The organism is Streptomyces zagrosensis, assembly GCF_014203645.1.
GTDB classification, from domain to species: Bacteria; Actinomycetota; Actinomycetes; order Streptomycetales; family Streptomycetaceae; genus Streptomyces; species Streptomyces zagrosensis.
The window spans coordinates 70719-93779 of the sequence record NZ_JACHJL010000008.1 but is presented as its reverse complement, the minus strand read 5'-3'; the positions used below and the strand labels follow the sequence as shown (position 1 = coordinate 93779).

The following is a 23061-nucleotide window of genomic DNA, read 5'->3' as shown; positions in this document are numbered from 1 at the left end:
CCGATGGCTGGGCTGACCGGCCGGGGTGGTCCGGGCCACCGTCGAAGCGTGTTTTCTCCGGATTGATGGCTGATTTACAGTATTGAATCGGTTAGTTGGGGTTTATGCAGCGACTTTGATATCAATGGTCTTGACCAATGCCCAAGATGCTTGGCATGCTGGCAATAGCCGTAACCGACCATGCGCTCTCGTGCTGCGAGGCGCTCACTCGGATACCGCCATATTCCGATACGGGGGGCCGGATGGGAAAGCACTTGCCGAGATCGGCGCAGCGGCGTGGGTGTCAGAAGGTCACACTCGTCTCGCGATCCAATAACGCAGCAGCCCTGACCAACGGGCAGCTGTAAGCCCTCCAACGGGATCGCTGAAGCCGCCAATAGCCTGCCCCCCACATTCCTCCGTGGTGCATTAGGTCCGCACAATCAATGCGGAGAGTGCCGCCTGCCTCGTGATGCTCCGTGGACTTTCAGAGAAGTAGGAGGTTTGCGTCAGACGTGCAAGGAAAACTGATCACACAAAAGGCCGTATCAGTCGCATACGCGCCCGAGCGCGCATCCTCACGCTGCACCGCTGACCTATGGGCCCGAGTGGCCCTGCCAGCGGCGTCACCCGAGCCGCCTACCGAGCCCGTTGTCGCACCCGGCCTACGTCTTGCCCTGTCCTTGCTGGAGGAAGGCGTGTTGACCAGCCGCGCCAACCGTTCCTGCGGCTCTTATGTGGCTCGGGCGGTACCGTCAGCCGGAGCCGTGTACCCGTATGAGTTCGCCGTCCTCGTCAGGGAAAACGGTGCGCCAACGGCCTTCCGGATCGACACCGATCGCCGTACCTGTGCCCGGTTGGCTGTCGGGGCCCGCGTCACCGCCGCACTGGACGCGTCCATGCTGGCCATCCCGGACGATGGCGGCGCGCTGGTCGTCACGCTCACCCGCCCCTGGCTTTCGATGCGCAAGTACGGCGACCGCGGGTACCTGTATACGCAACTCGATGCGGGGCACGCGGCCGGCAACCTCATCTTGGCTGCGGCTGGCCGTGGTGCCAAAGGGGCGTTACGGCTGCGCTTCCCGAGGGAGTCTTTGTCGGAGCTGCTGGAGGCGGGCGAGAACTGCCGGGAAGTGCACTCCGCGATTTCGGTACCGACCAGTTCGGCCGACGCATCGTGGACCCGCTGGACCATGTATGACGACACCAACCGGCAGCTGCGCGGCTCCGCCTGGCGGTCCTGGTTGGAGAGCGCCTGTTGGGACTCCATCGCCGGGTGGTCTGAACACTCCGGCTCGCCCACCCCGCACACCGCACCCACACCACTCGCGCGCATTCGCACGGACCCACACATGCCCAGCGGGCAAGGGGGGTTAGGCGATCCGTCCGCATGGTCGGAACTGATTGGCACCCGAGCCTCCAGCAAGGCATTCACTGGCGAATCCGTCTCCGCCGGTGCCGTCTGGCAAGCGGTCTCGGCCCTTTCGACGCCGTTGCACACCGACCTTCCTGACGCCTCGCCGCTGTCCGCGACGTTGGTTCTGCGATCGACGACGGACCCCGAGCAGGACGCGGTGTATCGGCTGCGCACCGGTGAGCGGCAACCAGGTGCGCTGCCGTCCACCGACGAGGTGGCCCGCGCCTGTATGCAACAGCGCTCCCTCGCCGGGGCCGCCGCCATCGTGCTGCTGCACGTGCCGCGTACCTCGCTCGCCGGGGCCGACGCGGCCATCGACGCCGAGAACCTGCGCGAACTCGCCTGCCGGTGTGGCGCCTTGGGCCAGCTGCTCTACCTGGGAGCGAACCGTGCGATGGTCGGCGTGACCGCCATCGGTGGCTTCGATACGCGACTGTGGCGCTCGCTGGCAGGGCTGCCGCAGGACGACGAAATCCTGTACGCCCTGCTGCTCGGCTGCCCGGACGACTCGGGCATCAAGTTCGACCGGCTTGCCACGGCACACGCCCAAAACGAACGGTGAGCCCGATGCGCGCTGTCCTTCCCGATGCCTTCACCGATGCCTTCGCCCGCCACGGCGATCGCCTCGCGGTCACCGACGCCGGTGGTTCGCTCGGATACGCCGAACTCGCCGACCGGGCCCGGGCGGCGGCGAACAGGCTCGCCCGGTACAACGTGCGGGACGAGCCGCTGCGCGTGGGTCTGTATGCCACCAACTCCGCCGACTACGTGGTCGGTTATCTGGCGACGTTGTTCGCCGGTGCGGTCCCATTTTTGACCGACTCGGCCTTCGGCTCGTTCGAACTCGTCCGGATCGCCGAGGACTGCGGTCTTGACCTACTGCTGCACGCCCCGAGCGCCGATGTCCGAGCTGTCGTGGACGAGGCCCTCACCGATGACGGCGAGTTCGGCGCCCTCGCGGTCAGCCGAGTGCGTCGATTCGATGCGTCCCGCCCTCAGTTGCTGGACGACACCGAGGCGTGCCGGTTCACATCCGGCTCCACCGGTCGGCCCAACTGCATCGAGTTCTCCGGCGCTGCCGTATTCGCGGCGGCTGCCAACTGGGCGAAGGGCACCGGACTCTCGGCCGATGACCGGATCGCCTGCTTTGCCGCCCTTTCCAATGGTCTGGCCTTCAACACCTCGTTGTTGGCGGCTTTCCTGCCGGGTGCCTCACTGCACCTGTCGCACGGCCTGCCCACGGCTTCCCGGGTCGTGCGGCTCCTGGAGAGCACCGCCGCCACCCGGCTGGTGGCCTTCCCGGCGTTGTACGAGTCGATCGTGCGGCGTGCCCCGAAGGAAGGCTTCGCCGCCGTCCGGACCGCGATCTCTTCCGGCGCCCCGCTGCGCGAAACCGTGCGCGAAGAATTCACCGCACTCACCGGCGTGCCGATCCACAACTACTACGGAATCGCGGAGACCGGGCCGTTGACGTACGCCGCGAACGGGGCCGGCAGTGGGCTCGGAGCACCCCTGCCCGGTGTGCGCCTGCTTGCGGAGGAACAAGGTATCCGGGTCAAGAGCGAGTCGATGGGCTCGCGCTACCTCAACGCTCCGGGCGTGTTCGAGGAGCGCGTTGACGACGCGGGCTACTACCACACCGGCGATCAGGGCCGGCTGCTCGACGGCACGCTCCACCTGACCGGGCGCACGAGCCGGTTGGTCAACGTGGGCGGGCGCAAGATCGACCCGATCGAGATCGCCGACGTGCTGCGCGCGGCCAGCGGAGTGCTGGACGCGGCTGCTTTCGAGGCCGAGAACCAGCACGGTGAACCCACCCTTGCCGCCGTCGTCGCCGTCGAACCCGGCGTGACCGCACAGTCCTTGCGTACGCACTGCGCGGCGACGCTCCCTTCGTTCAAAGTGCCCGGCATCCTCCGCCTGGTGGACCACATACCAGCGAACTCGATCGGTAAGCCGTCCATCGAACGCCTGCGGCGCTTGCTCAGCGAACCCCAGAGCAACTGAACCCCTCTTCGAGACACAGGACTCCTCATGGACAGCAGCGCGCTTCGTACCAAGATCCTCGGCCTGGCCATCGCGGCGGGGGACGGCAGCGTCACCGCCGACGAACTCGCCGGCGCCAACTACTCGCTGCGTGACGTCGGCTACTCCTCGCTCTCCTATATGCGCCTGATCGACAGCATCGAGAACGAAGTCGGCGTCTACCTGGACCCGGAGGCCGACATCGAGCACTACGAGACCATCGATTCCGTCACGGCCCTGGTGGTCGCCAGCGGGATAGGCGCCGATGCCTAACACATCCGCGGGCGCTGACCCTACGATCGGGATCGTCGGCCTCGGGCGGCTCGGCTCGGCACTGGAGACGGCCTGCCAGGCCAATGGAACCAGGGTCGTCCTCACCGCATCGCGCCGTGGCGGCTGGGCCGTCGAGGCGGTCCCCGACGTACTCGTTGACGCCAGCGCACCCGAGGCGCACACCGAAGTCCTCGACTACTGCGCCACGCAGCGGGTACCGCTCATCGCCTGCGTCTCCAACCTGACGGACACCCAAGGCAAGGCACTGGACGAACTGGCCGAAGTGGTGCCAGTGGTCCGAGCCACCAACCTCTCCTTCGCCCACTACCTCCAGGTGCGCATCACCGAATTCACCGCCGCCCTCACCACGGGCCGCTTCGGCGCGACCACCACCGTCCGCGAGCGGCACCCACTCGGCAAGGCACACCGGCCGAGCGCCACCGCGCTGGCGCTGGCGGACACCTGGGCCGGCGCGAGCGGCCGAGCAGTGGCCGATATCGCCGATGAGCGGGCCGGACTACCGGTCAGCGAACACGAGATGACGCACACCTGGGACGGCGAGGCGCTGCACGTGCGGCATCACGTCGGCAGTTGGACGGTGCCGGCCCGGGGCGCGCTGGCCGCCGCCCACTGGGCCCGCGCCGCACCCCCCGGCCTGGCCACCATGCGGACCGTCTACGACGACCTGACAGCTAGGACCACGACATGACCACCGATGAACCGCAGCCGCTGAATTCGGCCGAACGTCGGCTCGTTCTTCAGGTGGCGATCGGCGCCCGCATGCTGTCCCTCGACGGACACGACGACTTCAACCAGGGCCAGATCTCCGCCCGGATGCCCGGCCGCGACGAGTTCTTCATCAAGGGTGCGCTGGTCGGCTTCGACGAGGCAGCCCCGGCGGATGTGGTCCGCTGCTCGGTGGACCACACCCTGCCCGCAGCCCCGCTGGCGCCGCCGGAACTGCCGCTGCACCAGGCCATCTACCGGGCCCGCCCTGATGTCAACGGCATCGTCCACAGCCACGCGCCGTACACCCTGCTGTTCGGTGCCACCGACTTGCAGATGCGCCCGATCTCGCACGACGGTGCCTACTTCCGCGACCGAATCGGCCTGTTCACCGAGACCAGCAACACCGTCTTGGACATCGAGACCGGTGAGCACATCGCCAAGGATCTCGGCGAGCACCCGGCCGTGCTGCTGCGTAACCACGGGGGAGTGATCGTCGGCAAGAGCGTGCGGCACGCCTCCGTCTTCGCCCAGGTGCTGGAGCGGGCCTGCCGTCTTCAGCTGACCGCTGAGAGCACCGGCGTCCCGTACACCTGGTCCACCGAGCAGGACGTGGCCGCCAAGCAGGACTTCATCTACGCCGATCTCTCCGTCCGCTCGTACTGGGACTACGCCGTCCGCCGAGTGGGCCGGCACTGGCCGCAGACCGCCGACTGGAACCGCAGCTGACCGCACTACCCGAACGGCTCTCCCCAGTGGAAGACCCGTCGCCACGGAGCACGCGGGCCAATGTGCCGCTGTGCCGCGCACGAAGCCGCCAAGACCCAGCAAGGCCCGTAAGACCCAGTAAGACCCGCAAGGACTCGCGCCGCCTGGCAAGAAGACGACCTGGCACGCCTGCTCCGCCCACCACACCCCATACGCACGGAGGTCGTCCGATGAAGGTCCAGCGCATCCTGCCCACGGAGGAGGCGGCCGATCTACTCGGCCTGGTCCGCGAGATCGCAGCCGGCGAACTCGCGCCCCACGTAGCCCAGTTCGAGGCGGCCCACGAGTTCCCGCGAGAGATCGTGCGCACCCTGGGCCAGGCCGGGCTGCTGAGCCTGGCGTACCCCGAGGAGTACGGCGGTGGCGGACAGCCGTACGAGGTCTACCTCCAGGCCCTTGAGGAGATCGCCTACCACTGGTTCGCCATGGCCGAGGCGGTCAACGTACACAACCTCGCCTGCTTCGGCACCGCCACGTACGGCACCAAGGCCCAACGCGCGGAGCTGCTGCCCGGCATGCTCGGCGGCGAACTCCTGGGCGCTTACTGCCTGTCCGAGCCGGAGGCCGGATCGGACGCGGCCTCGCTCACCACCCGAGCGGTGCGCCAGGACGACGGCTACCACATCACGGGCACCAAGTCGTGGGTCACCCACGCCGGTTACGCGGACTTCTACAACGTGTTCACCCGCACCGGCGGGCCGGGGGCCCGGGGGCTGTCCTGTCTGGTGGTCCCCAGCGGCACGCCAGGCATGGTGGTGCACGAGCGGGAGCGGAAGCTGGGCGTGTGGTCCTCTCCCACCGCCCAGATCGGCTTCGACGACGTCCGAGTCCCGGCCGAGCGACTGATCGGCCGGGAGGGCAAGGGCTTCTTGATTGCGATGGGCGCACTGGACTGCGGCCGACTGGGCATCGCGGCCTGCGCGGTCGGCATCGCCCAGGCCGCCACCGACTACGCCGTGCGGTACGCGAAGGAACGCCACCAGTTCGGGCAGCGGATCATCTCCTTCCAAGGCGTCGGCTTCATGCTGGCCGACATGGCCACGCAGATCGCCGCGGCCCGGGCGCTCACCCTGGCGGCGGCCCGTCTGAAGGACGCCGGCCTGCCGTACTCGCTGGAGGCGGCGAAGGCGAAGCTGTTCGCCACCGACATGGCGATGAAGGTGACCACCGACGCGGTGCAGGTGCTCGGCGGCGCCGGATACGTCGCCGACCATCCGGTGGAGCGCTGGATGCGCGAGGCCAAGCTGCTGCAAATCGTCGAAGGCACCAACCAGATCCAACGCATGGTCATTTCGCAGGGCCTTGACTAGCCGCTCCGATGGGTACAGCCCGATGCAGCCGGGCCGACAGACGTCGTACGAGGCAATCGAAGGGAAGGTGTGGAAACACGATGACCACGGTCGAGGAGCGGACCATCACGCTGGACTGCGCGCGAGCCGGCACCGGCCCGGCCACCTGGGGGCAGCGGGCGATCTGGGGCGTCGTGACCCGGCTCGGTGACGACGCCCCCAGGTACACCCTGCGGCTCGACCTCCCCCTCACCCCGCCCCGCCCCGCCGCCCGCGTCATCGCGGACCTGACGGAGTTGCTGCGGATGCACGACAGTTTGCACACCAGACTCCTGCCGGACGGCGATGACGGCCTCGAACAGGTCGTGGACGGGACCGGCGAGCTTGCAGTGGAGGTCCGCACGTGCCCCGCGGCACAAGCCCCGGCCGTCGGTGCGGCCCTGCTGGAAGAGTTGGCGGGGCGCTCCTTCGACCACGCGCGACAGTGGCCGTTCAGGGTCGGCTTCGTAGAGTGCGATGGCCTGGTTCACCGGCTGGTGCTGGCCGCGTCGCACACCGCGATGGACCTTTGGGGCGAGGGCCGGATGCTCCGCGATCTGGAGTTGATCGAAGCAGGGCAGTCCGCTGAGTCGCTGCTCCAAGCTCGCCCCGCCCTCCAGCCCCTGGAGGCCGCAGCGCTCCAGGCATCGCCGCTCGGCCGCCGCAGGGACGAGGGAGCGCGGCGCTACTGGTGCGAGCGCCTTGCCGCCGGGCCCCGGCGACTCTTCCTTGACCCCGCGGCGCCGGAACTCGCCGTGACCGATCCGGGCCGGCTGTTCCCCAACGCGCTGCTGCGCTCACCCGCGTTGGCGGTCGCCGTCGAACGGGTGGCGTCGGAGCTGGCGGTGAGCGATGCCGCAGTGCTCCTTGGTGCGGCCTCCCATCAGCTTGCCAACATGTCCGGGAGTAGCGACGTGTTGTTCCAGGTGGTGGTGAGTAACCGTTTCCAGCCGGTCGCCGCCGAGTCGGTCAGCACGATGGCGCAGGAGGCCGTGTTCCTCCTCACGGACGCCGACAAGGACTTCAAGGACGCGGTACGGCGAACGCGGTCCGTCTCGTTCAGCGCGTTCCGCCACGCGGGGTACGACAAGTGGGCGCTGGACCGGGAGGTGGCGCAGCTGGTCGCCAGTGGCGAGGCGGCTGACCACTCGTGCTGGTGGAACGACACTCGGGACCCGAGCAGCGGGCCGTTCGACACCGTCGAGCGGCCACGGTCCGCGCTGGGTGAGCTGAGCGGCCGGACCGAACTGAGCTGGCCGACCGAGTTCTTGCCGCGCACGAACGTCTCGGTGGCGGTGGATGTGTTGACCGCCCCGGGCGCCTTGGACCTCGCCATGACCGCTGACCCGGCAGTCCTCTCCCGCGAGGGGATGGAGCACTTTCTGCGTGGGGTCGAGACATTGGTGGTCGCCGAGGCGATCACCCTGGGGGACGGATAAGCATGCAGTACGCGGGAATCGCCTGGACGGACGCCGGCTACGAGGTCGAGGTCATCGACGACGCGGGGCGCCGGATGGCGGAACCGAGCAGCTGGGGCGCCGCCCAGGTCGCTGAACTCATGGACAGGCTAAGGGACTTGAGTGCGGAGCAGCCGTTGGGCGTAGTGCTCGACAGCACCAATGGTCTGCTCGACGGGCCGATGACGGCGGCTGGTCTTGAGGTCTACCGCGCCGATTCCCGGCTGTTGCCGCCCCGGCCGCACTTCGGCTCCGTCCCGGCCAGCCGGCTGGCCGAGCAGGCGCGGAGCACACCCGAGGCGCTGGCCCGGGTGACCGCCGAAGGGGGCAGCCTGACCGGGCGCGCCGCCGAGTACAACGAGGACGTGCGGCGCAGCGCGCCGATCCGGGCGGCGCTGACGGCGGCCGGACGCTGCTTCGAGCACGGCCGTCGGGACACGCCACGGGTCGCGATCACCTTCGACGACGGCCCCGATCCGGTGTACACCCGTCGGGTCCTGGACATTTTGGACCGCTACGGCGTCCGGGCGACCTTCTTCTGCGTCGGTCACCATGTGGTGGCGCTGCCCGACGAGGTACGCCGGATCGCCGCGGCAGGTCACGAACTGGGCAACCACACCTGGTCGCACCCCTACCTACCGGACCTGACGCCGGCGCAACTGCGGGAGCAGCTCGACCGGACGGCGGAGGCGGTGGCCCGGCTGACCGGCCAGGTCGTGACACGGTTCCGACCGCCGTACGGCGGGTTGAGCCCGGAGGTGCTGGCCGCATTGGAGGGGTATCCAACGACCTTGACGATGTGGGACGTGGACTCCCACGACTGGGCCAGGCCGGGGCCGGAGCAGATCGCCGCGACCGTCCTGGGGGCCGCCGGTCCGGGCTCGGTGGTGCTGTTGCACGAGGGAGCCGGTGACCGTAGCCAGACGGTGCAGGCCCTTCCATCGATCATCGAGGGCCTGCTCGAACGCGGTTTGGAACTGGTCACCGTGGGAGAACTGCCCGAGCCGTCCAGCCAAGCCGAGACCAGCCAGCAACCGGCAGCCGACCCCGCTGGACGACCGTGACCCCCGCATCGAACCGGCTGCCGGCGGCGAGACATTCCAGCCGCCACTCGACCACGAAGATCACAACCTACGGCTGGAGCACTGAAGAGTCATGAAAGATCGCTCGGCAGATCACACTGCGGCGGTTACGTCCTCGCAGCACCAGGACCGGCCCGCCGAGGCGCCGCCGGCCGGGGAACCGGCGATCTGGTCCCGTAACTTCCAGTTCTACTTCACCGCACGCAGCGCGGGCCTACTCGGCTGGGCCATGCTGCCGGTCGCGGTCTCGGCCGGGCTGCTCAGCGCCGGGCACGGGCTGAGCACCGCGGGGTACGCGATGGCCTTCCTGGTGGGCCCGTTCGCCGGGTTGGTGGTGTTCGGCGGGGTGCTCGCCGACCGTTTCACCGCGCGCCGGATGATGATCGCCGCGGACCTGGCGAACCTCACCGCCCAGGTGCTGCTCGCCGTCCTCTTCTTCGTCGGAATCGATCACCTCTGGCACCTGTACGGGCTGTTGGTGGTGGTCGGCATCGCCAACGCGATGTTCCAGCCGGGTGCCTCATCGACCGTCCCGCTGGTGGCCCGTGACGTGCAGGGCGCCAACGGGGTGCTGCGTATCTCCGAGGCGTTCACCGCGCTGGGTGGCCCGGCGCTGGCTGGTGTGCTGGTCGGAATGGCCGCTACTAGCTGGGTGATGGTGATCTCGGCCGTCGCGTACGGGACCAGCGCGGTGTGCTTGCTCACGCTCCGGCTCGGGACGGTGCCCGCCCCGCCGGCCGACGAGAGCCTGTTGCGCAACCTGGTGGTCGGCTGGCAGGAGTTCCGCGCCCGTGACTGGCTGTGGGGCGTGATCGTGATCTGGATGTTCTTCGCTGTGCTCTCCTGGGGGCCGCAACTGTCGATCGCCGCCGGGGTGATCGTGCCCGAGCACGGTGCCACCGCCTTCGGCCTGCTCAACTGCGCGTTCGGCGCGGGCACCGTGGCCGGTGGTCTGCTGGCGATGCGGTACAAGCCGGTACGGCCACTCGCCGCCGGGGCCGTGGCGATGCTGGCCTACCCGCTGTATCCGCTTGGCATCGTGCTCGATTGGCCGGTCTGGCAGCTCGCCATCGCTCAGGTCGTGGTCGGGATCGGCATCACCTTCTGGGGCGTCATGTGGGCCACCAGCGTGCAGACCCAAGTGCCGGGCGAGGTGCTCAACCGTGTCCACGCCTACGAGGTCGCGGGCTCTGTCGGCATGTTCCCGGTCGGCAGTGCGCTGGCCGGTCCGGCCGCCGAGGCGTTCGGCACCGACCGGGTGCTCCAGGTGGGCATCGTGGTCGCCCTCCTCACCGCCGCCGCTTTGCTGGTGGCCCGCCCGATACGCACCCTGGGCCGGGTGCCGAGCCGCGCCTGAGCGGCGGTGGGCGCGTTGGCCTCGCGACAACCCAGCCCGCGAGCTCAGCCCCGCCGACCAGCACGACCGCCCTACACATCGCGATCTGCGACCACTGTGCTGAGGAGTGCCTGGCCGATGGTGACGGCCGTGAAGACGATTCCGTCGTGGACGTGCCACCGCCCGGTCAACCGAGTACGGGGATATCCCGCCACCACAGGTTCACCGCGGTGCACATCGGCGGTGAAGGCGTGGCAATCAGGATCGAAGTTGAGTTCCGACTCGTGGAAACCGAGTCGGCGACGGGTCAGCGGAAACCATGCCTTATAGACGGCTTCCTTGGCGCTGAACAGCAGCGCGTCCCAGTGCACTTCGGGGCGCCCGGCCTCACGTTCCGCCAGCCGCGATATCTCACCAGGAGAGGCGATCTTCGCCAGCACGCCTTCGGTAAGGGGCGCATGCAACTCGGCATCGATGCCGATCGAGGCATGGCGATCGGCGAAGCTCAGCGCGGCTGCTCGGTAGCCAACGCAATGGGTCATGCTGCCCACTAAGCCCGAAGGCCACAGCGGCTCACGTCGCGTGCCGGACAGGATGGCAACGGCTGGTAGCCCCAAATCCTGCATGGCAAGCCGGGCGAGGTGTCGAACCGTGGTGTATTCGCGGCGGCGTTCATCGACAGCGCCGCACACACCCGCCTCCTCTTCCGGAAAGAGCCGGGCATCCGGGGGATCGCCGAAGTATTCCGCCACTACGACTCCTGCTGGCAAGATTTCAGCGATCACGGGTCCAGCCTACGAGCGGGCCGGGGTCCTCGCCCATGGACTCCCGGCCCCTTCGCCATGAGCGCTCGTTAGCGGCCCGTATGGTTTCCTGCCCACACCGCGGGGGTTCGGCCCGACCAGGGACATGCCCGTTCGAGTTGTCCAGCGAGGCGGAAAAGACGGTCTTCGAGCCCGTAACCGGCAGCGAACTGCATACCGATCGGGAGCCCCGTCGCGGCGTCAGCCGTCACCGGCACGGACATGGCGGGCGTGCCCGCCACATTGAACGCCGCGCTGAACGGCGAAAAGTCGAAGAGGCGACGAAGCCAACCAAGGCCATCCAGCGCCTCTGCGCCCTTGGCATAGGTGCCCAAGGGCACGGGAAGCTCGGGCACGGTCGGGGTGAGCAGTATGTCGTGAGCGTCGAAGTACCGTGCCAGGCTGCGAGCGACCCGGTTGCGGATCGCGAGAGCGGTGACGAGCTGGGCGCCGCTGACCTGCTGACCGTAGTGGTAGCTGGCAAGGATGGGCGGCTCAAGGGTTGAGGAGTCGATGGGCCGGTCGAAGGCGGCAGCCAGTTCGTCGATCGAGACCGTGAGATTCGCCGTCCACTGACGGGCGCTGGCCAACGCGAAGTCCTCCCAGTCGGCCCCGAGATCGACCTTGACCTCCTCCACCTGGTGACCGAGGGATTCGAGCAGACGCACCGTACGAGAGAGAGCGTCGGCCACTGGTGTGGTGGTGCGGTGTCCGCCCCATGCCTGGGTGAGGACACCGATCCGCAAGGAGCCCGGGTGGCGAGTGACCTCCTGCGCGTACGGCCGGGACGGCTCCTGCGCGAAGTAGGGATCACCCGGTTCCGGGCCGCGGATCTGGTCGAGCAGTGCCGCACTGTCGCGCACGGTGCGGCTGACGCTGCCGTGCACGGCCAGGCCGTTGAAGATTTCGTCGAAGTACGGGCCCACGGAGACCCGGCCACGGGTGGGCTTCAACCCGAAGAGGCCGTTATAGGCGGCGGGGACGCGGATCGAGCCGGCGGCGTCGGTGGCGTGGGCGATCGGGACCACCCCGGCAGCGACAGCCGCGCCCGCGCCTCCGCTGGACCCGCCCGCGCTGCGCTCCAGATCCCACGGATTGCGGGTCGCGCCGTACAGCACTGATTCCGTTGTGGTGCTGTAGGCCATCTCCGGTGTCGTGGTACGCCCGAACGTGACGAGGCCGGCGCGACGGAAGCGCAGCATCAAGGAGGAGTCGGCGGCGGAGACGTTGCCGGCCGCGAGACGGCTGCCCAACTCCATTCGCCTCCCGGCCATGAAGACTGCGATGTCCTTGATCAGGAAAGGAACCCCGGCCAACGGTGCGCTGCCGGGGGCGGGCTCGTCGTCGGCGGGCCAGGTCTCCACGATGGCGTTGATCTGCGGGTTGACCGCTTGCGCGGCCTCGCGTGCGGCTGCTTCCAGCTCGCCGGGGGTCACCTCGCCTTTGGCCACCAGCTCCGCGAGCCCGACCGCGTCGAAGCTCACGTACTCGGAAAGTTTCACTGTCACTCCCAGCAGAAGATGCGATACCGATCAGTGTCACACGATACCCAACGGTATCGCGTGGAACGGACTGGTACCGTAGCAGGAAGTGAGAGGCCCCACTGAGGATCGGACGTTTCGGAGTCATGGCATCGACCGGCAGAAGGCCGAGCAGGGTGGCGAAACTGCCGCCTCGTGAGCGCATCCTCGACGCGGCAGAAGAGCTCTTCCAAAGCGAGGGCATCCGGCGGGTGGGCGTCCAGGCGATTGCCGAGCGGGCCGAGACCACCAAAATGGCGATCTACCGGCACTTCGAAACCAAGGACGCGCTAGTCGCGGAGTGGCTGCGGATCGTCGCCGCCGACTACCAGGCGGCCTTCGACCGGGTCGAGGCTGAATACCCCGGCCGGCCCAGGGAGCAAATCCTGGGAGTGGCCCGCTTCATCGCCGATGGGCTGCCGGCGATCTCGCACCGGGGCTGCCCGTTCATCAACTCCATCGCCGAACTGCCCGACCGCTCCCATCCCGCACGGCAAGTGATCGAGCAGCACAAGGCCCACCAGACCCGCCGCATGGTCGCCATGTGCACCGAGGCCGAACTGCCCGACCCCGAGCAGACCGCGGCCGAGATCACCTTCGTACTCGAAGGCGCGCAGGTCAGCACGCACAACGGAAGCATTGATCAGACAGGGGATCGACTGCTGAAAATCGTTGAGGGGATCGTGCGGCAGCACCGTTCCTCCCTCGGTGCATCCCAGGCGACCACCGACTGACCGCCCCGCACTCGCGCCCCTCGCGGTCGGCATGCCAGCGGCGTCATCGCGCCTTGGCCACGGCACACGTCGTCTTGCCGGCACCAGGGAGCCCGCAGGTGAGGAACAAGATCGGCACAGCCGGCAGGCTACCGCCGACAAAATGGGCAACAGGGCGCGCCGATATGCAAAGGCGCCGCCCCGTCCTCGGAAAGTGAGGACGGGGCGGCGCTGCGGGGTGTATCAGGACGCGCTGGGGACGCGCGGGTGGATCAAACGGTGCGCAATTAGAACTGGAGCGACCAAGCGTTGATGTAACCGGTGTCGTTCGTCCAGTTGTCCGTCACGCGCAGCTTCCACGTGCCGTTGGCCACCTGGCTGGAGGCGTCAACCTTGTACGTGGCCTGGACGTTGTCGGCGCCGTCGTTGCTGTTGTAGTCCTTCAGCGGGTAGGCGGTACCGCCGGCGCTGACGAGCTCCACGCGCAGGTCGCCGCGGAAGGTGTGGCGGATGTCAACCTCGACCGACAGGTTGGCCGGGGCGTTGCCCTGGACGTTGGAGACCGTGACGGGGGACTCGACCGTGGCGTTGTCGTTGATCTTGACGTCAGCGGTGGCCTCGAACTTGGGGCCGGGGGGCGTGGTGTCGCCGGTGCCGGTGTGGAGCAGTCGGTTCGGGGAGCCGGTGCGGGCGTCGGTGACCTTGTCGGGCGTGGCGTTGGCGACCAGCTTGTCGCGAACCTGTGCCGGGGACCAGGTCGGGTTCGCGGCGAGCAGCAGGGCAGCTGCGCCGGCGACGTGCGGGGCGGCCATGGAAGTGCCGCTCATCGACTGCGATGCGGTGTCGCCGGAGTTGGACGTGGAGACGATGCTGTCGCCGGGGGCGAAGATGTCCAGGCAGCTGCCGTAGTTGGAGGCTTGGCCGTTGGACCAGCCGGTGGCGCGGGCGTCCCGGCTGTTGGTGGCGCCGACGGTGATGGCCGACGAGGTGGACGAGGGGCTGTACGAGCAGGAGTCGGCGTTGTTGTTGCCGGCCGCGACGGCCCAGGCGACGCCGGAGGATATGGAGGCGGCCACGGCGTCGTTGACGGACTGGGTCTTGCCGCCGCCGACGCTCATGTTGGCCACGGCCGGCCGGTCGGACTTCGCCGCGTTCTTGGTGACCCAGTCGATGCCGGCGAGGACGGGGGCCCAGGTCTCGCCTGAGTTGCCCTGGCAGTTGAGCACGCGTACGCCGATGAGCTTGACGTCCTTGGCGACGCCGTAGGCGCTGCCGCCGACGCTGCCGGCCACGTGGGTGCCGTGGCCGTGGCAGTCCGAGGCGTTGGAGTCGTTGTCGATGAAGTCGTAACCGCTGACGGCCCGGCCGCCGAAGTCGCGGTGGCTCATGCGGATGCCGGAGTCCACGATGTACGCGTCCACCCCGGCGGCGGTGCCGTAGGTGTATCTCTTGTCCACCGGTAGATCACGCTGGTCGATGCGGTCCAACCCCCAAGAGGGCGGGTTGGTCTGGGTCTCGACGGCGTACGCCGCGCCGTCGGCCTCGACGCGTGCCACGGACGGGTCGGCGGCCAGTTGCTTCGCCCGTTCCTCGGTCATCTTCACCGCGAAGCCACGCAGGGCGGCGGTGTAGGTGTAGCCCAGGTCGCCGGAGAACTTGTTGGTCAGCGTCTTCGCGGAGGCGGGTATGTTGGCGCGGGCGACCGAGTCCTTGAGGGTGACGATGTAGGACCCCTCGACCGCGCCGGGGCGGTCGGCGCCGACGATACGGCCTTCGCCGCCGACTGGCGGTGCGGGCGTGGCCGATGCTCCGGCGGTCATGGCGACGCCGACGAGCAGGGTGGCACTGGCGCCAACGGCGCATATTCGCCGAACAACGCGAGCGTCGAACTGCATGGTTACTCCCTTGAGGGCTATCCAGGCCCGATCGGGGCCCGGAGGCGGCACACGCGGCGTCCTTCGCGCACTGCGCCACGGAATGAGGCGGGTTCGCTGCGGCGAAGTGGGTGGTGCCGGCACCGCGAGCACGACCGTCACGTCGTGCCAGGTTTCAGCGACCGCGAGTGGTGGGGGTGGGGCGTGCCGTGCGAGGTGGGGAGGTGCGCGGCACGGGGTCCGACGTCGGGCGCCTGCGAGGGAGCAGCAGCCCCGGCGATCCCGGTCCTGTAGGTCAGGAACGGGGGTGTACGGGATCGGCGTTGTCGGACCGTCCGCAGCTTCGAACACCTGGCCAGGGCCCAGCAATCCGTAGTGGCTACCCAAAGAGCAGGAGGCGGTGTGCGGCCTCCCCAAGCCTCATGACCCCGGTAGTGCCACCTATTGCGTAGGTGGTCGCCCCCTATTGCCTTAGCGGGCGCCGACCGGTAGACCACCTGATCAGGGGCGCCGTGGCCCGGCCAGGTGCGATGGCCAGCGGCGTGGAGGAGGAGCCTGTGGACGGACATGCCTGCGCTGTCGATGGGGCGGGCGAGGCTAGTGGAGCCGATGGAGCCGGCGCCCGGGCCGCGGTCGGTTTCGTCGGACGGGTAGCGGAGGTCGCACGGCTGCGCTCCGCGCTGCGGCGACCGCCGTGCGTGGTGATCGTCCGCGGCGAGGCCGGCGTTGGCACGTCTCGGCTGGTGGACGAGGTGCTGGCCGCGCCGGAGTCCGGCGACTGGGTGCACCTGCGCGGTGCCTGTCCCGATCTGCGGCGAGATGTCCCGCTCGCTCCGATCGCCGACGCGCTGGCCGGCCTACCGTGCCGTCCGGACCTTGCGCTGCCGTCAGTGACCGGGGTAGTGGCCACGGTGGTGCCCGAGTTGGCGCAGTGGTTGCCGAAGCTTCCCGCAGCGGCGGCCGACCCACAGGCGCGGGCCGGGTTGCTGCGGCGCGGGCTGCGGGCCCTGTTGGCGGCGCAGGGGCCGACAGTGCTGGTCGTGGAGGATGTGCACCAGGCGGACGGCGCGACCCTGGACCTGCTGCACGACCTGCTGGGCAGCATGCCGTCGCAGCTTCGACTGGTCGTCACCGAGCACTCCACACCCGGGCTGCCGGCCCTCGGGCTCCGGCTACCTCAGCACGTCCTGGTCGAGGAGATCACCCTGCGGCCCTGGACCGCCGACGAGACGCGGGAGGCCGCGGCGCAGTGGCTGGGGGAGCGGGCCGCCGAGCCGAGGTTGGTGGAACTGCTGCACGCGCGCACCGGTGGATTGCCCGGCGTGTTCGAGGCCCTCCTGGGTGCTGTCTGCGAAGGCGGTGCGCCGCTGGGGTCGGTCGTGGACGCCATCCGCGACGCCGGGGTGCCGTTGCGGCTACGCCGTGACCTGGCTCAGCGGCGCGAGAGGTTCACCGATGACGCGCAGCGAGTGGTCGAGGCGGCGGCGGTGGTGGGCCGCGCGATCTCCGTAGGCGTACTGGCCGAGGTGGCGGACATCGAGTGCGGGCGCGCCGAGCAGGCCGTAGACCTCGCCGTGCGGCGTGCAGTGCTGCGGGCCGATGGACCCGACCCGGCGTTTCGGCACCCGCTGGACCGGCAGGCCGCGCTGGAAGCGGTGCCCCGGCCACGGCTGGCCCGGCTGAGTCTGCGCGCCGCGCGGGCACTGCACCGGGGCGGCTTGGCGCCGCTCGCCGACCTGGCCCATCTCTACCTGGCGGCGGGCCGGGTACGAGAAGGGTTGCGCTACCTCACCGCGGCTGCCGACCGGGCGACCGTCGAGGGCGATTACACCGCCGCAACGAGCCTGTACACCTTGGCCATCGCGCAGGACCCCCGAGCCCACGGCCGTATCCGTACCGCCGCGAAACTGGCCCGCACGGCGCAGTTGGCGCGGGCCGACGAGCGGGTGGTGAACGCGATACGACGGGTGCTGGACGAGGACGACCCGCCGCCCCAGCTACGCGGCGAACTCCGCCTGCAACTGGGCATTCTGCTCCGCAACCAGAGCGGAGGAGCACTCGACAGCCTCAACGAAATCGCCCGAGCCATCCCCGACCTGGAGGTCTCCGACCCGCATACCGCCGTGCGCGCCATGCTGGCCGCCGCCATCCCCTCCATCAAGGGCTGGCCCGTCAGCCGCTACTACGCCTGGCTGGAGCGAGCTGAGACGTTCGCCGTGCAGGTGACGGACCCGGTGGCCCGGGCGGCGATGGCCGCCAACCGCGCCAGCGCGCTGATGTTCCTCGGCGATCGCCGGGCGTGGGCCGCCGCCGAAGAGCTACGCCGCCCGGCCTCCTCCGCGATGGAGGCCGCGCAGTACGCCCGAGGTTGGACCAACCTGACGCACGCCACGTTGGCCCTGGGACACAACGCGAGGGCGTGGGAATGCCTGGAACGAGCCACTGCCGGGCTCGCCGACTCCAGCAGCCCCTATGTGGAGGGGCTAACCCAGACCGCGCGACTGGTCCTCGCCTGGCACGAGGGGCGCTGGGACGGCCTGCACGCCGAGGCCGACCACGTCACAAGGCTGTTCCGGGAGATACCCGACCTCACCGCGGAGGCCATGCTCGTACGTGGGCTGGCCGCGCTGCATGTGCTCGGTGACGTTCCCCGCGCCCGTCGCGACCTGGAGGAAGCCGCCCGTACCACCTGTTTCGACACCGGCTTCGTCCTCACCGCCTCGGCCGCCGCCCTGGCCCGCATCCATCTGGAGGCGGGGCGGCCCGGGCAGGCGAGCGACGCAGTCGAAGTAGCCGTGCACCGGCTGGAGCGCACCGGCGGCTGGGTGTGGGGCGCCGAGGTGGTGCCCATCGCCGTGGAAGCGCTGTACGGCAGCGGGCAGGTTGCGCGGGCACACCGGTTGATCACCGACTTCGCGGCCGGCATCGCTGATCGTGACGCGCCGGCCGCGTGGGCCGCACTGACGGTGTGTCAGGCACGGCAGGCACAGGCGGAGAACCGCTACGGCGAGGCTGCCACCGTGCTGGCGAAGGCGGAGGAGGCCTGGCAGGGGCTGCGCCGCCCCTTCGACGCGGCCCGGGCAGCAGAGGCCCAAGGGCGCTGCCTGCTGCACGCCCACCAGGAACACGGTGGTCACGAACAGGCGCAGCAAGAACACGGCGGCCAGGAGCGGCACGGGAGCAAGGAGCGCACAGACAAGGAGCCGGGCCACGGGGACCAGGAGCCCCCGAAGGCGGCCGTGAGCGTCATCCACCGCGCCATCGAGACCTACCGGGAGCTCGGGGCCCGCTGGGACATCGCCCGCTGCCACCGGCTGCTGCGCCGTCATGACATCGTTACCACACATCGGCGCGGCCGTCTTGGCTACGGCGACCGACTCTCCCCCCGGGAGCAGGAGGTGGCCCGGCTCGTCGCGCAGGGGCGGGCCAACCGCGACATCGCCGAGAGCCTGGTGCTGTCCACCCGGACCATCGAGCACCATGTGGCGAGCATCATGCGCAAGCTGAACGTCACCTGCCGCACGGACATCGCTGCTGCGCACGCTCAGGCCGCACGCCTCGGCAAGCCCGGCAGCGGGGCGGGCCCGCGACAAGGAGACCGGAGATAGCCGCGCGCTGCGTTGCCGCCACTTCCCAACGGGCGTCGCTGATAGGCGTGTACGGCCAAGAGAGCGCGCCCTGCGGGTGCCTGCGGGCGCCTGGAGGCGTCTGGTCCGGGGCGCTGTCTCGTGTGCGCGTTTGCCGCCGGATACGCGTGGTCTGCGGGTAGGGCGCCGCGTGCGCGAAGGGCGAAACTTGGGACGTCTGCACCCGACTTCTCGACAGGGAGAGCCCGATGTCCTACCGCGGACTCATACTCGACTTCGGCGGCGTACTGACAACCCGCATGAGACTGAACGGCGAGGCGTTCGAGCGGTCGGAGAACTTGCCGCCGGGAGCGTACTTCCGCGCACTGGGCGAGCACCCGGACGGCGTCCGCGCGTACGCGGACTTGGAGGTCGGGCGGGCGACACAGGAGCAGTGGAACAGTGTCATCGGCCACCTTCTCGGCATCGACTCGACTGACCTGATGAGACGAGCCCTGGCCAACCTACGGCCGGAACCGGCCATCATGGCTGCGGCCCAACGCGCCCGCAAGGCCGGTATCAAGGTGGCCATGCTGTCAAACAGCTTCGGCCGCACGCCCTATGACCCCTACCGGGAACTCGATATGTACGCGCACTTCGACGCGGTGATCTTGTCCGAGGTCGAGGGAGTCCGCAAGCCGTCACCAGTCATATACCAACGCACGCTCGACGCCTTGCGGCTCACCGGCCCGGAATGTGTCTTCGTGGATGACCACGTGCGGAACCTGCCCCCTGCCGAGACGCTGGGCATCCGCACCATCCACCACACCACGGACCCGGCAGCGACGGCGGCTCAACTCGACGCGCTTCTCGACGGCGAGGTCACCGCCGCCGGATGACGCAGCCATCCACGGAACACGGCGTCGGCGTCAGCACATCGCGGCCCACAGTGCCACCTGATGCGCGAGCGGAGATAGGGGCGCATCGTGCTCCGCAGCGGGTGTTCGACCGGGATAGTGTCCCGGAGTGGGTTGACTTCGGCGGGTCGTGGAACGGCTACGTGTACACCACAGTGCCAGTCCACACCGACATGGACGGGGCCGGCCTGTTCCTCACTCGCGAGGGTGCTCAAACGTTACGGGTCTGCCTGCGCCACGAACGCTCAGCAAGGGGTCATCAGCGGCTCGTTGGCGGGGCGGGTCCCAGATGCGGCCGGTCGCCTTGAGGGTACTGGGGTGGCCAATGTGCCGCAGCGCGCGCATCGGTGGCTCCTACGGGGGCCAGCGAATCCTCAAGGTGACGGCTACGACCGTTCGTACCAAGTAAGGCACGTAAAGCGCCTGCCACATCGCCTGTCCACAGGACGCGAAACGACAGGCACCAACTCGTCCGAAGGGAGTTATCCATGCGGCGTACGAACTGGCCGCTCCTTGAGGGCCGCACCCGGCCACTGAAAATGAAGGCGTGGGGCGACCTGGACATCATGGACCCCAACGCCGGCAAGCTGCCGCGCGAACGCGGGTTCCTGGCGGTTGAACAGGACTGGTTGCGCATTGACGCCGGGAGTTCCTCCGAGAACCCCATCGTCACCCTTTACGCCGGGGACGACCCGGGAGCAGAGAACGGCTGGGAGGAAGTCCAAGAGATCACCGTGATTTCCACGACCGGCTTCCTTTCCCTGTGCGACGGCGGATACGAGCCTTTACGTAAGGAGAACCTCGCCACCGCGGGAGTCGGCCCCTATCTGATCCGCGTCCATGCCAGTGACCGGACCTCGCACGAGAAGAAGCCCCGCTTCCTCATCCAGGTCATCCCCGGCGAGCGTACGGGGGCCGCGTCTGAGCCGCCCGCCGCCACGATCGAGGACATCGCCGGTCCACTCCTGGTGCGGACGTCCTTCGAGCAACCAGATGAGTGGACGCACTTGCTCCTGGCCCTCGAAGGATGCTCGGAGCACTACGCGTCAATCACCGTCATCGATAACCGTGCCTACGCGGGCTTTACGGTGCATGAGATCCAGGCCCAGCTCCGGCATGATGACAAGGGCTGGCCCCACGGAATTTTAGTGCTCATCGCTGACGAACAGGCCCTGGTTTCAGCCGACTTCCCGTTGCTGGCCGTGAACAGCACGCCTGACGATGACGACGATCCGTTCAGAATCACCCTCGCAGCGGCCGGTTCCTTCGTCGTCAACATGGAGCTGGGGAACACGAGCTTCGCTGATTGGGGTCGGAGTACCGACACCGACGGCATCTACCGAGGAGAGCACTACTGACAAAGCCTCGCCCATGGCCGGCTCCGCGGCCGGGCCGACCACGGAGGGCAGCTCTTCGCGGTTGAGCTTCAGGTTGGCAGATGCGTCACAGGGCACGGTTCTCGCGTATCTCGCCGCGGTCGCGAACGAGGTCCAACGCCCGACGCCTGGCCCGTTGGAGCTCACTGGGGGAGCAACGAGCCCCCGCGTCCCCGCGACACCGGCCACTGCGACGATCACTGAACCGAGACCCACCGACACACCGCACCAACACCTTTGGCCATATGCCGGCCGCACACGGCCCGGCCGCCACGTGTCGGGCGCGGAAGGAGCAGCGGTTGCCACCGCGGTGGGGCCGGCCGGCGTTGGTAGCGTCGAAGGATGCCGTGCCAGCCGGCACGGTGCGTGCCCTTCGATCGAGAGAGACCTGATGCCCCCGACGATCCGCAGGGCTGTCATCCCCGCAGCCGGACTTGGCTCCCGCCTCCTGCCTCTGACGAAGGCCATCCCCAAGGAAATGCTGCCGGTGGGCGACAAGCCGGTGATCGAACACACCGTGCGCGAACTGGTGGCGTCCGGCATCACGGACATCACCATCGTCGTCTCCGGCGGCAAGTCCCTGATCCAGGACCACTTTCGGCCCAACCCCGCCCTGGTCGAGCAGCTGCGCGCGGATGGCAAGACCGCGTACGCGGACGCGGTGGAGGAGGTCGCCGAACTGTCCCGCCAAGGGCACATCACCTACCTCGACCAGCACGGCCCGTACGGCAACGGCACCCCGGTACTCAACGCCGCCCGCAACTTCGGTGACGAGCCGATGCTGGTGCTCTGGCCGGACGACGTGTTCGTGGCCGAGGCGCCCCGCGCCCAGCAGCTGATCCGCGCCTACGAGGCGACGCACTGCCCGGTGCTGGCCCTGCTGCCCATGGACCCGGGCGATTCCCAGCGCTACGGCGTGCCCGTGGTCAAGGAGGACCTGGACGACGGCCTGTTGCGCATCACCGGCCTGGTCGAAAAGCCCAAGCCCGCCGACGCCCCCTCGGCGTATGCGGCGATCGGCGGCTACGTCATCACCCCCGGCATCATCGACGAACTGCGCGAGCAGACCAGGCGCTGGCACGAGCATCGCGACGGCGAGATCTACCTGACCGACGCCATCAACGCCTACGCCGCCGGCCGTGCGGTGTACGGGCAGATCATCTCCGGCCGCTGGTACGACACCGGCAACCCGGCGGACTACCTCGTCGCCCAGATGGCCTTCGCCCTCGCGCACCCCGCATACGGTCCCGTCCTGCGCCGCCTCGCCCGCGAGCTCGGCGACGGCGAGCACCCCGCACCCGGCACGGAGAACACCACGACCTGACCCGCCACTCCCGCCAGCCGCACCCCCAACCAACAGGGTCAGCACATGCCATCACCCACACGCCTTCGAAGGGAGCAGCCGCCCGGGCGCGCCCCCGCTTGCGTCGCCGCGCGCCAACCCCCATCGCGTCGTCTGCTCTCGGGCTTTCGGCTGGGTACGTGCCGGGCCGTCGCTGCGTGGCAGCGCACTCGTTGAGCCAATCGGGGCTCCCTCCTTGGACCTGCGGTCGCACTCCGATCGCTTACACGGACAGGGCGCCGCCGGTCACGACGACCGACGACCACGTACCGGAGGGCTTACCTGATCACGACGGTGATCTGCGGCGACGACTTCGACGCCGCGGACCGCTTCGACGTCTGGTGCGAACTGGCGCGCCCGATGCCGTACGAGCACCGGCGGAGGTGGCGCAACGCTCCAGGACCAGAGCACGGCCGGCTGGTGGATGCGCGGGCCAAGACGCGTTCCGGGGCGGGGCGGATCTGGGTGAGTAGGCCGCGTAGCCGGTTGGGAAGGCGGACGGTGGGCGTCGAGGATCGCGTGGCCGACCGACCGGGCGCAGGCGTCCGTCGCGGTCGGC

At 69.1% G+C, this 23061-nt stretch carries 17 protein-coding genes; 14 read left to right on the top strand and 3 right to left on the bottom strand.

What is annotated here, in order from left to right; translation table 11 throughout:
* Positions 1–458: 458 nt before the first annotated feature.
* From FHS42_RS16825 to FHS42_RS16785, 9 genes are all read left to right on the top strand, one after another.
* Entirely contained in the window at positions 459–1958 is a 1500-nt protein-coding gene (locus FHS42_RS16825) for a nitroreductase family protein (RefSeq protein WP_312866912.1), read from the top strand.
* 5 nt (positions 1959–1963) lie between these two features.
* Positions 1964–3403: a class I adenylate-forming enzyme family protein gene (locus FHS42_RS16820; RefSeq protein WP_184573053.1), complete on the top strand. Its 1440-nt coding sequence runs from the start codon at positions 1964–1966 to the stop codon at positions 3401–3403.
* A 27-nt stretch (positions 3404–3430) separates the two neighbouring features.
* Complete coding sequence (locus tag FHS42_RS16815) at positions 3431–3694, top strand: phosphopantetheine-binding protein (RefSeq protein ID WP_184573052.1); 264 nt, start codon at positions 3431–3433, stop codon at positions 3692–3694.
* On the top strand, positions 3687–4403 hold the full coding sequence (locus FHS42_RS16810) for a dihydrodipicolinate reductase C-terminal domain-containing protein (protein WP_184573051.1): 717 nt from the start codon (positions 3687–3689) through the stop codon (positions 4401–4403). The genes FHS42_RS16815 and FHS42_RS16810 overlap by 8 nt, the downstream gene beginning before the upstream one ends.
* Positions 4400–5149, top strand: coding sequence for a class II aldolase/adducin family protein (locus FHS42_RS16805; RefSeq protein ID WP_184573050.1), 750 nt, complete (start codon positions 4400–4402; stop codon positions 5147–5149). Before FHS42_RS16810 ends, FHS42_RS16805 begins: the two co-directional genes overlap by 4 nt.
* Positions 5150–5358: 209 nt before the next feature.
* The gene (locus FHS42_RS16800; RefSeq protein ID WP_184573049.1) at positions 5359–6498 is read left to right on the top strand and encodes an acyl-CoA dehydrogenase family protein; all 1140 of its coding nucleotides are present in this window, start codon (positions 5359–5361) and stop codon (positions 6496–6498) included.
* An 80-nt stretch (positions 6499–6578) separates the two neighbouring features.
* Positions 6579–7955: a condensation domain-containing protein gene (locus FHS42_RS16795; protein ID WP_184573048.1), complete on the top strand. Its 1377-nt coding sequence runs from the start codon at positions 6579–6581 to the stop codon at positions 7953–7955.
* Between the two features lie 2 nt (positions 7956–7957).
* Positions 7958–9037, top strand: coding sequence for a polysaccharide deacetylase family protein (locus tag FHS42_RS16790; RefSeq protein ID WP_184573047.1), 1080 nt, complete (start codon positions 7958–7960; stop codon positions 9035–9037).
* A gap of 91 nt (positions 9038–9128) precedes the next feature.
* The gene (locus tag FHS42_RS16785) at positions 9129–10412 is read left to right on the top strand and encodes an MFS transporter (RefSeq protein WP_184573046.1); all 1284 of its coding nucleotides are present in this window, start codon (positions 9129–9131) and stop codon (positions 10410–10412) included.
* A 71-nt stretch (positions 10413–10483) separates the two neighbouring features.
* On the opposite strand, the gene FHS42_RS16780 is transcribed toward FHS42_RS16785, so the two are convergent.
* Together FHS42_RS16780 and FHS42_RS16775 are read right to left on the bottom strand one after the other, a co-directional pair.
* A complete protein-coding gene (locus FHS42_RS16780; protein WP_184573045.1) occupies positions 10484–11176 on the bottom strand; it encodes a 4'-phosphopantetheinyl transferase family protein in 693 nt (230 codons plus the stop codon).
* 68 nt (positions 11177–11244) lie between these two features.
* A complete protein-coding gene (locus FHS42_RS16775; RefSeq protein ID WP_184573044.1) occupies positions 11245–12696 on the bottom strand; it encodes an amidase in 1452 nt (483 codons plus the stop codon).
* 125 nt (positions 12697–12821) lie between these two features.
* Between FHS42_RS16775 and FHS42_RS16770 the strand changes: the two genes are divergently transcribed.
* Positions 12822–13448, top strand: coding sequence for a TetR/AcrR family transcriptional regulator (locus FHS42_RS16770; RefSeq protein ID WP_184573043.1), 627 nt, complete (start codon positions 12822–12824; stop codon positions 13446–13448).
* A gap of 266 nt (positions 13449–13714) precedes the next feature.
* Here the strand turns inward: FHS42_RS16770 and FHS42_RS16765 are convergent, their stop codons facing one another.
* Positions 13715–15322, bottom strand: coding sequence for a S8 family peptidase (locus FHS42_RS16765; protein ID WP_184573042.1), 1608 nt, complete (start codon positions 15320–15322; stop codon positions 13715–13717).
* A 509-nt stretch (positions 15323–15831) separates the two neighbouring features.
* Between FHS42_RS16765 and FHS42_RS16760 the strand changes: the two genes are divergently transcribed.
* From FHS42_RS16760 to FHS42_RS16740, 4 genes are all read left to right on the top strand, one after another.
* Positions 15832–18909, top strand: a complete 3078-nt coding sequence (locus tag FHS42_RS16760) for a helix-turn-helix transcriptional regulator (RefSeq protein ID WP_246494904.1) — start codon at positions 15832–15834, stop codon at positions 18907–18909.
* A gap of 227 nt (positions 18910–19136) precedes the next feature.
* Positions 19137–19766 carry an HAD family hydrolase gene (locus FHS42_RS16750; protein ID WP_184573041.1) on the top strand — a complete coding sequence of 210 codons (630 nt, stop codon included), beginning with the start codon at positions 19137–19139 and terminating at the stop codon, positions 19764–19766.
* A 506-nt stretch (positions 19767–20272) separates the two neighbouring features.
* Positions 20273–21142: a DUF6924 domain-containing protein gene (locus FHS42_RS16745; RefSeq protein ID WP_184573040.1), complete on the top strand. Its 870-nt coding sequence runs from the start codon at positions 20273–20275 to the stop codon at positions 21140–21142.
* Positions 21143–21551: 409 nt separating this feature from the next.
* On the top strand, positions 21552–22484 hold the full coding sequence (locus tag FHS42_RS16740; protein ID WP_184573039.1) for a UTP--glucose-1-phosphate uridylyltransferase: 933 nt from the start codon (positions 21552–21554) through the stop codon (positions 22482–22484).
* Positions 22485–23061 lie beyond the last annotated feature (577 nt).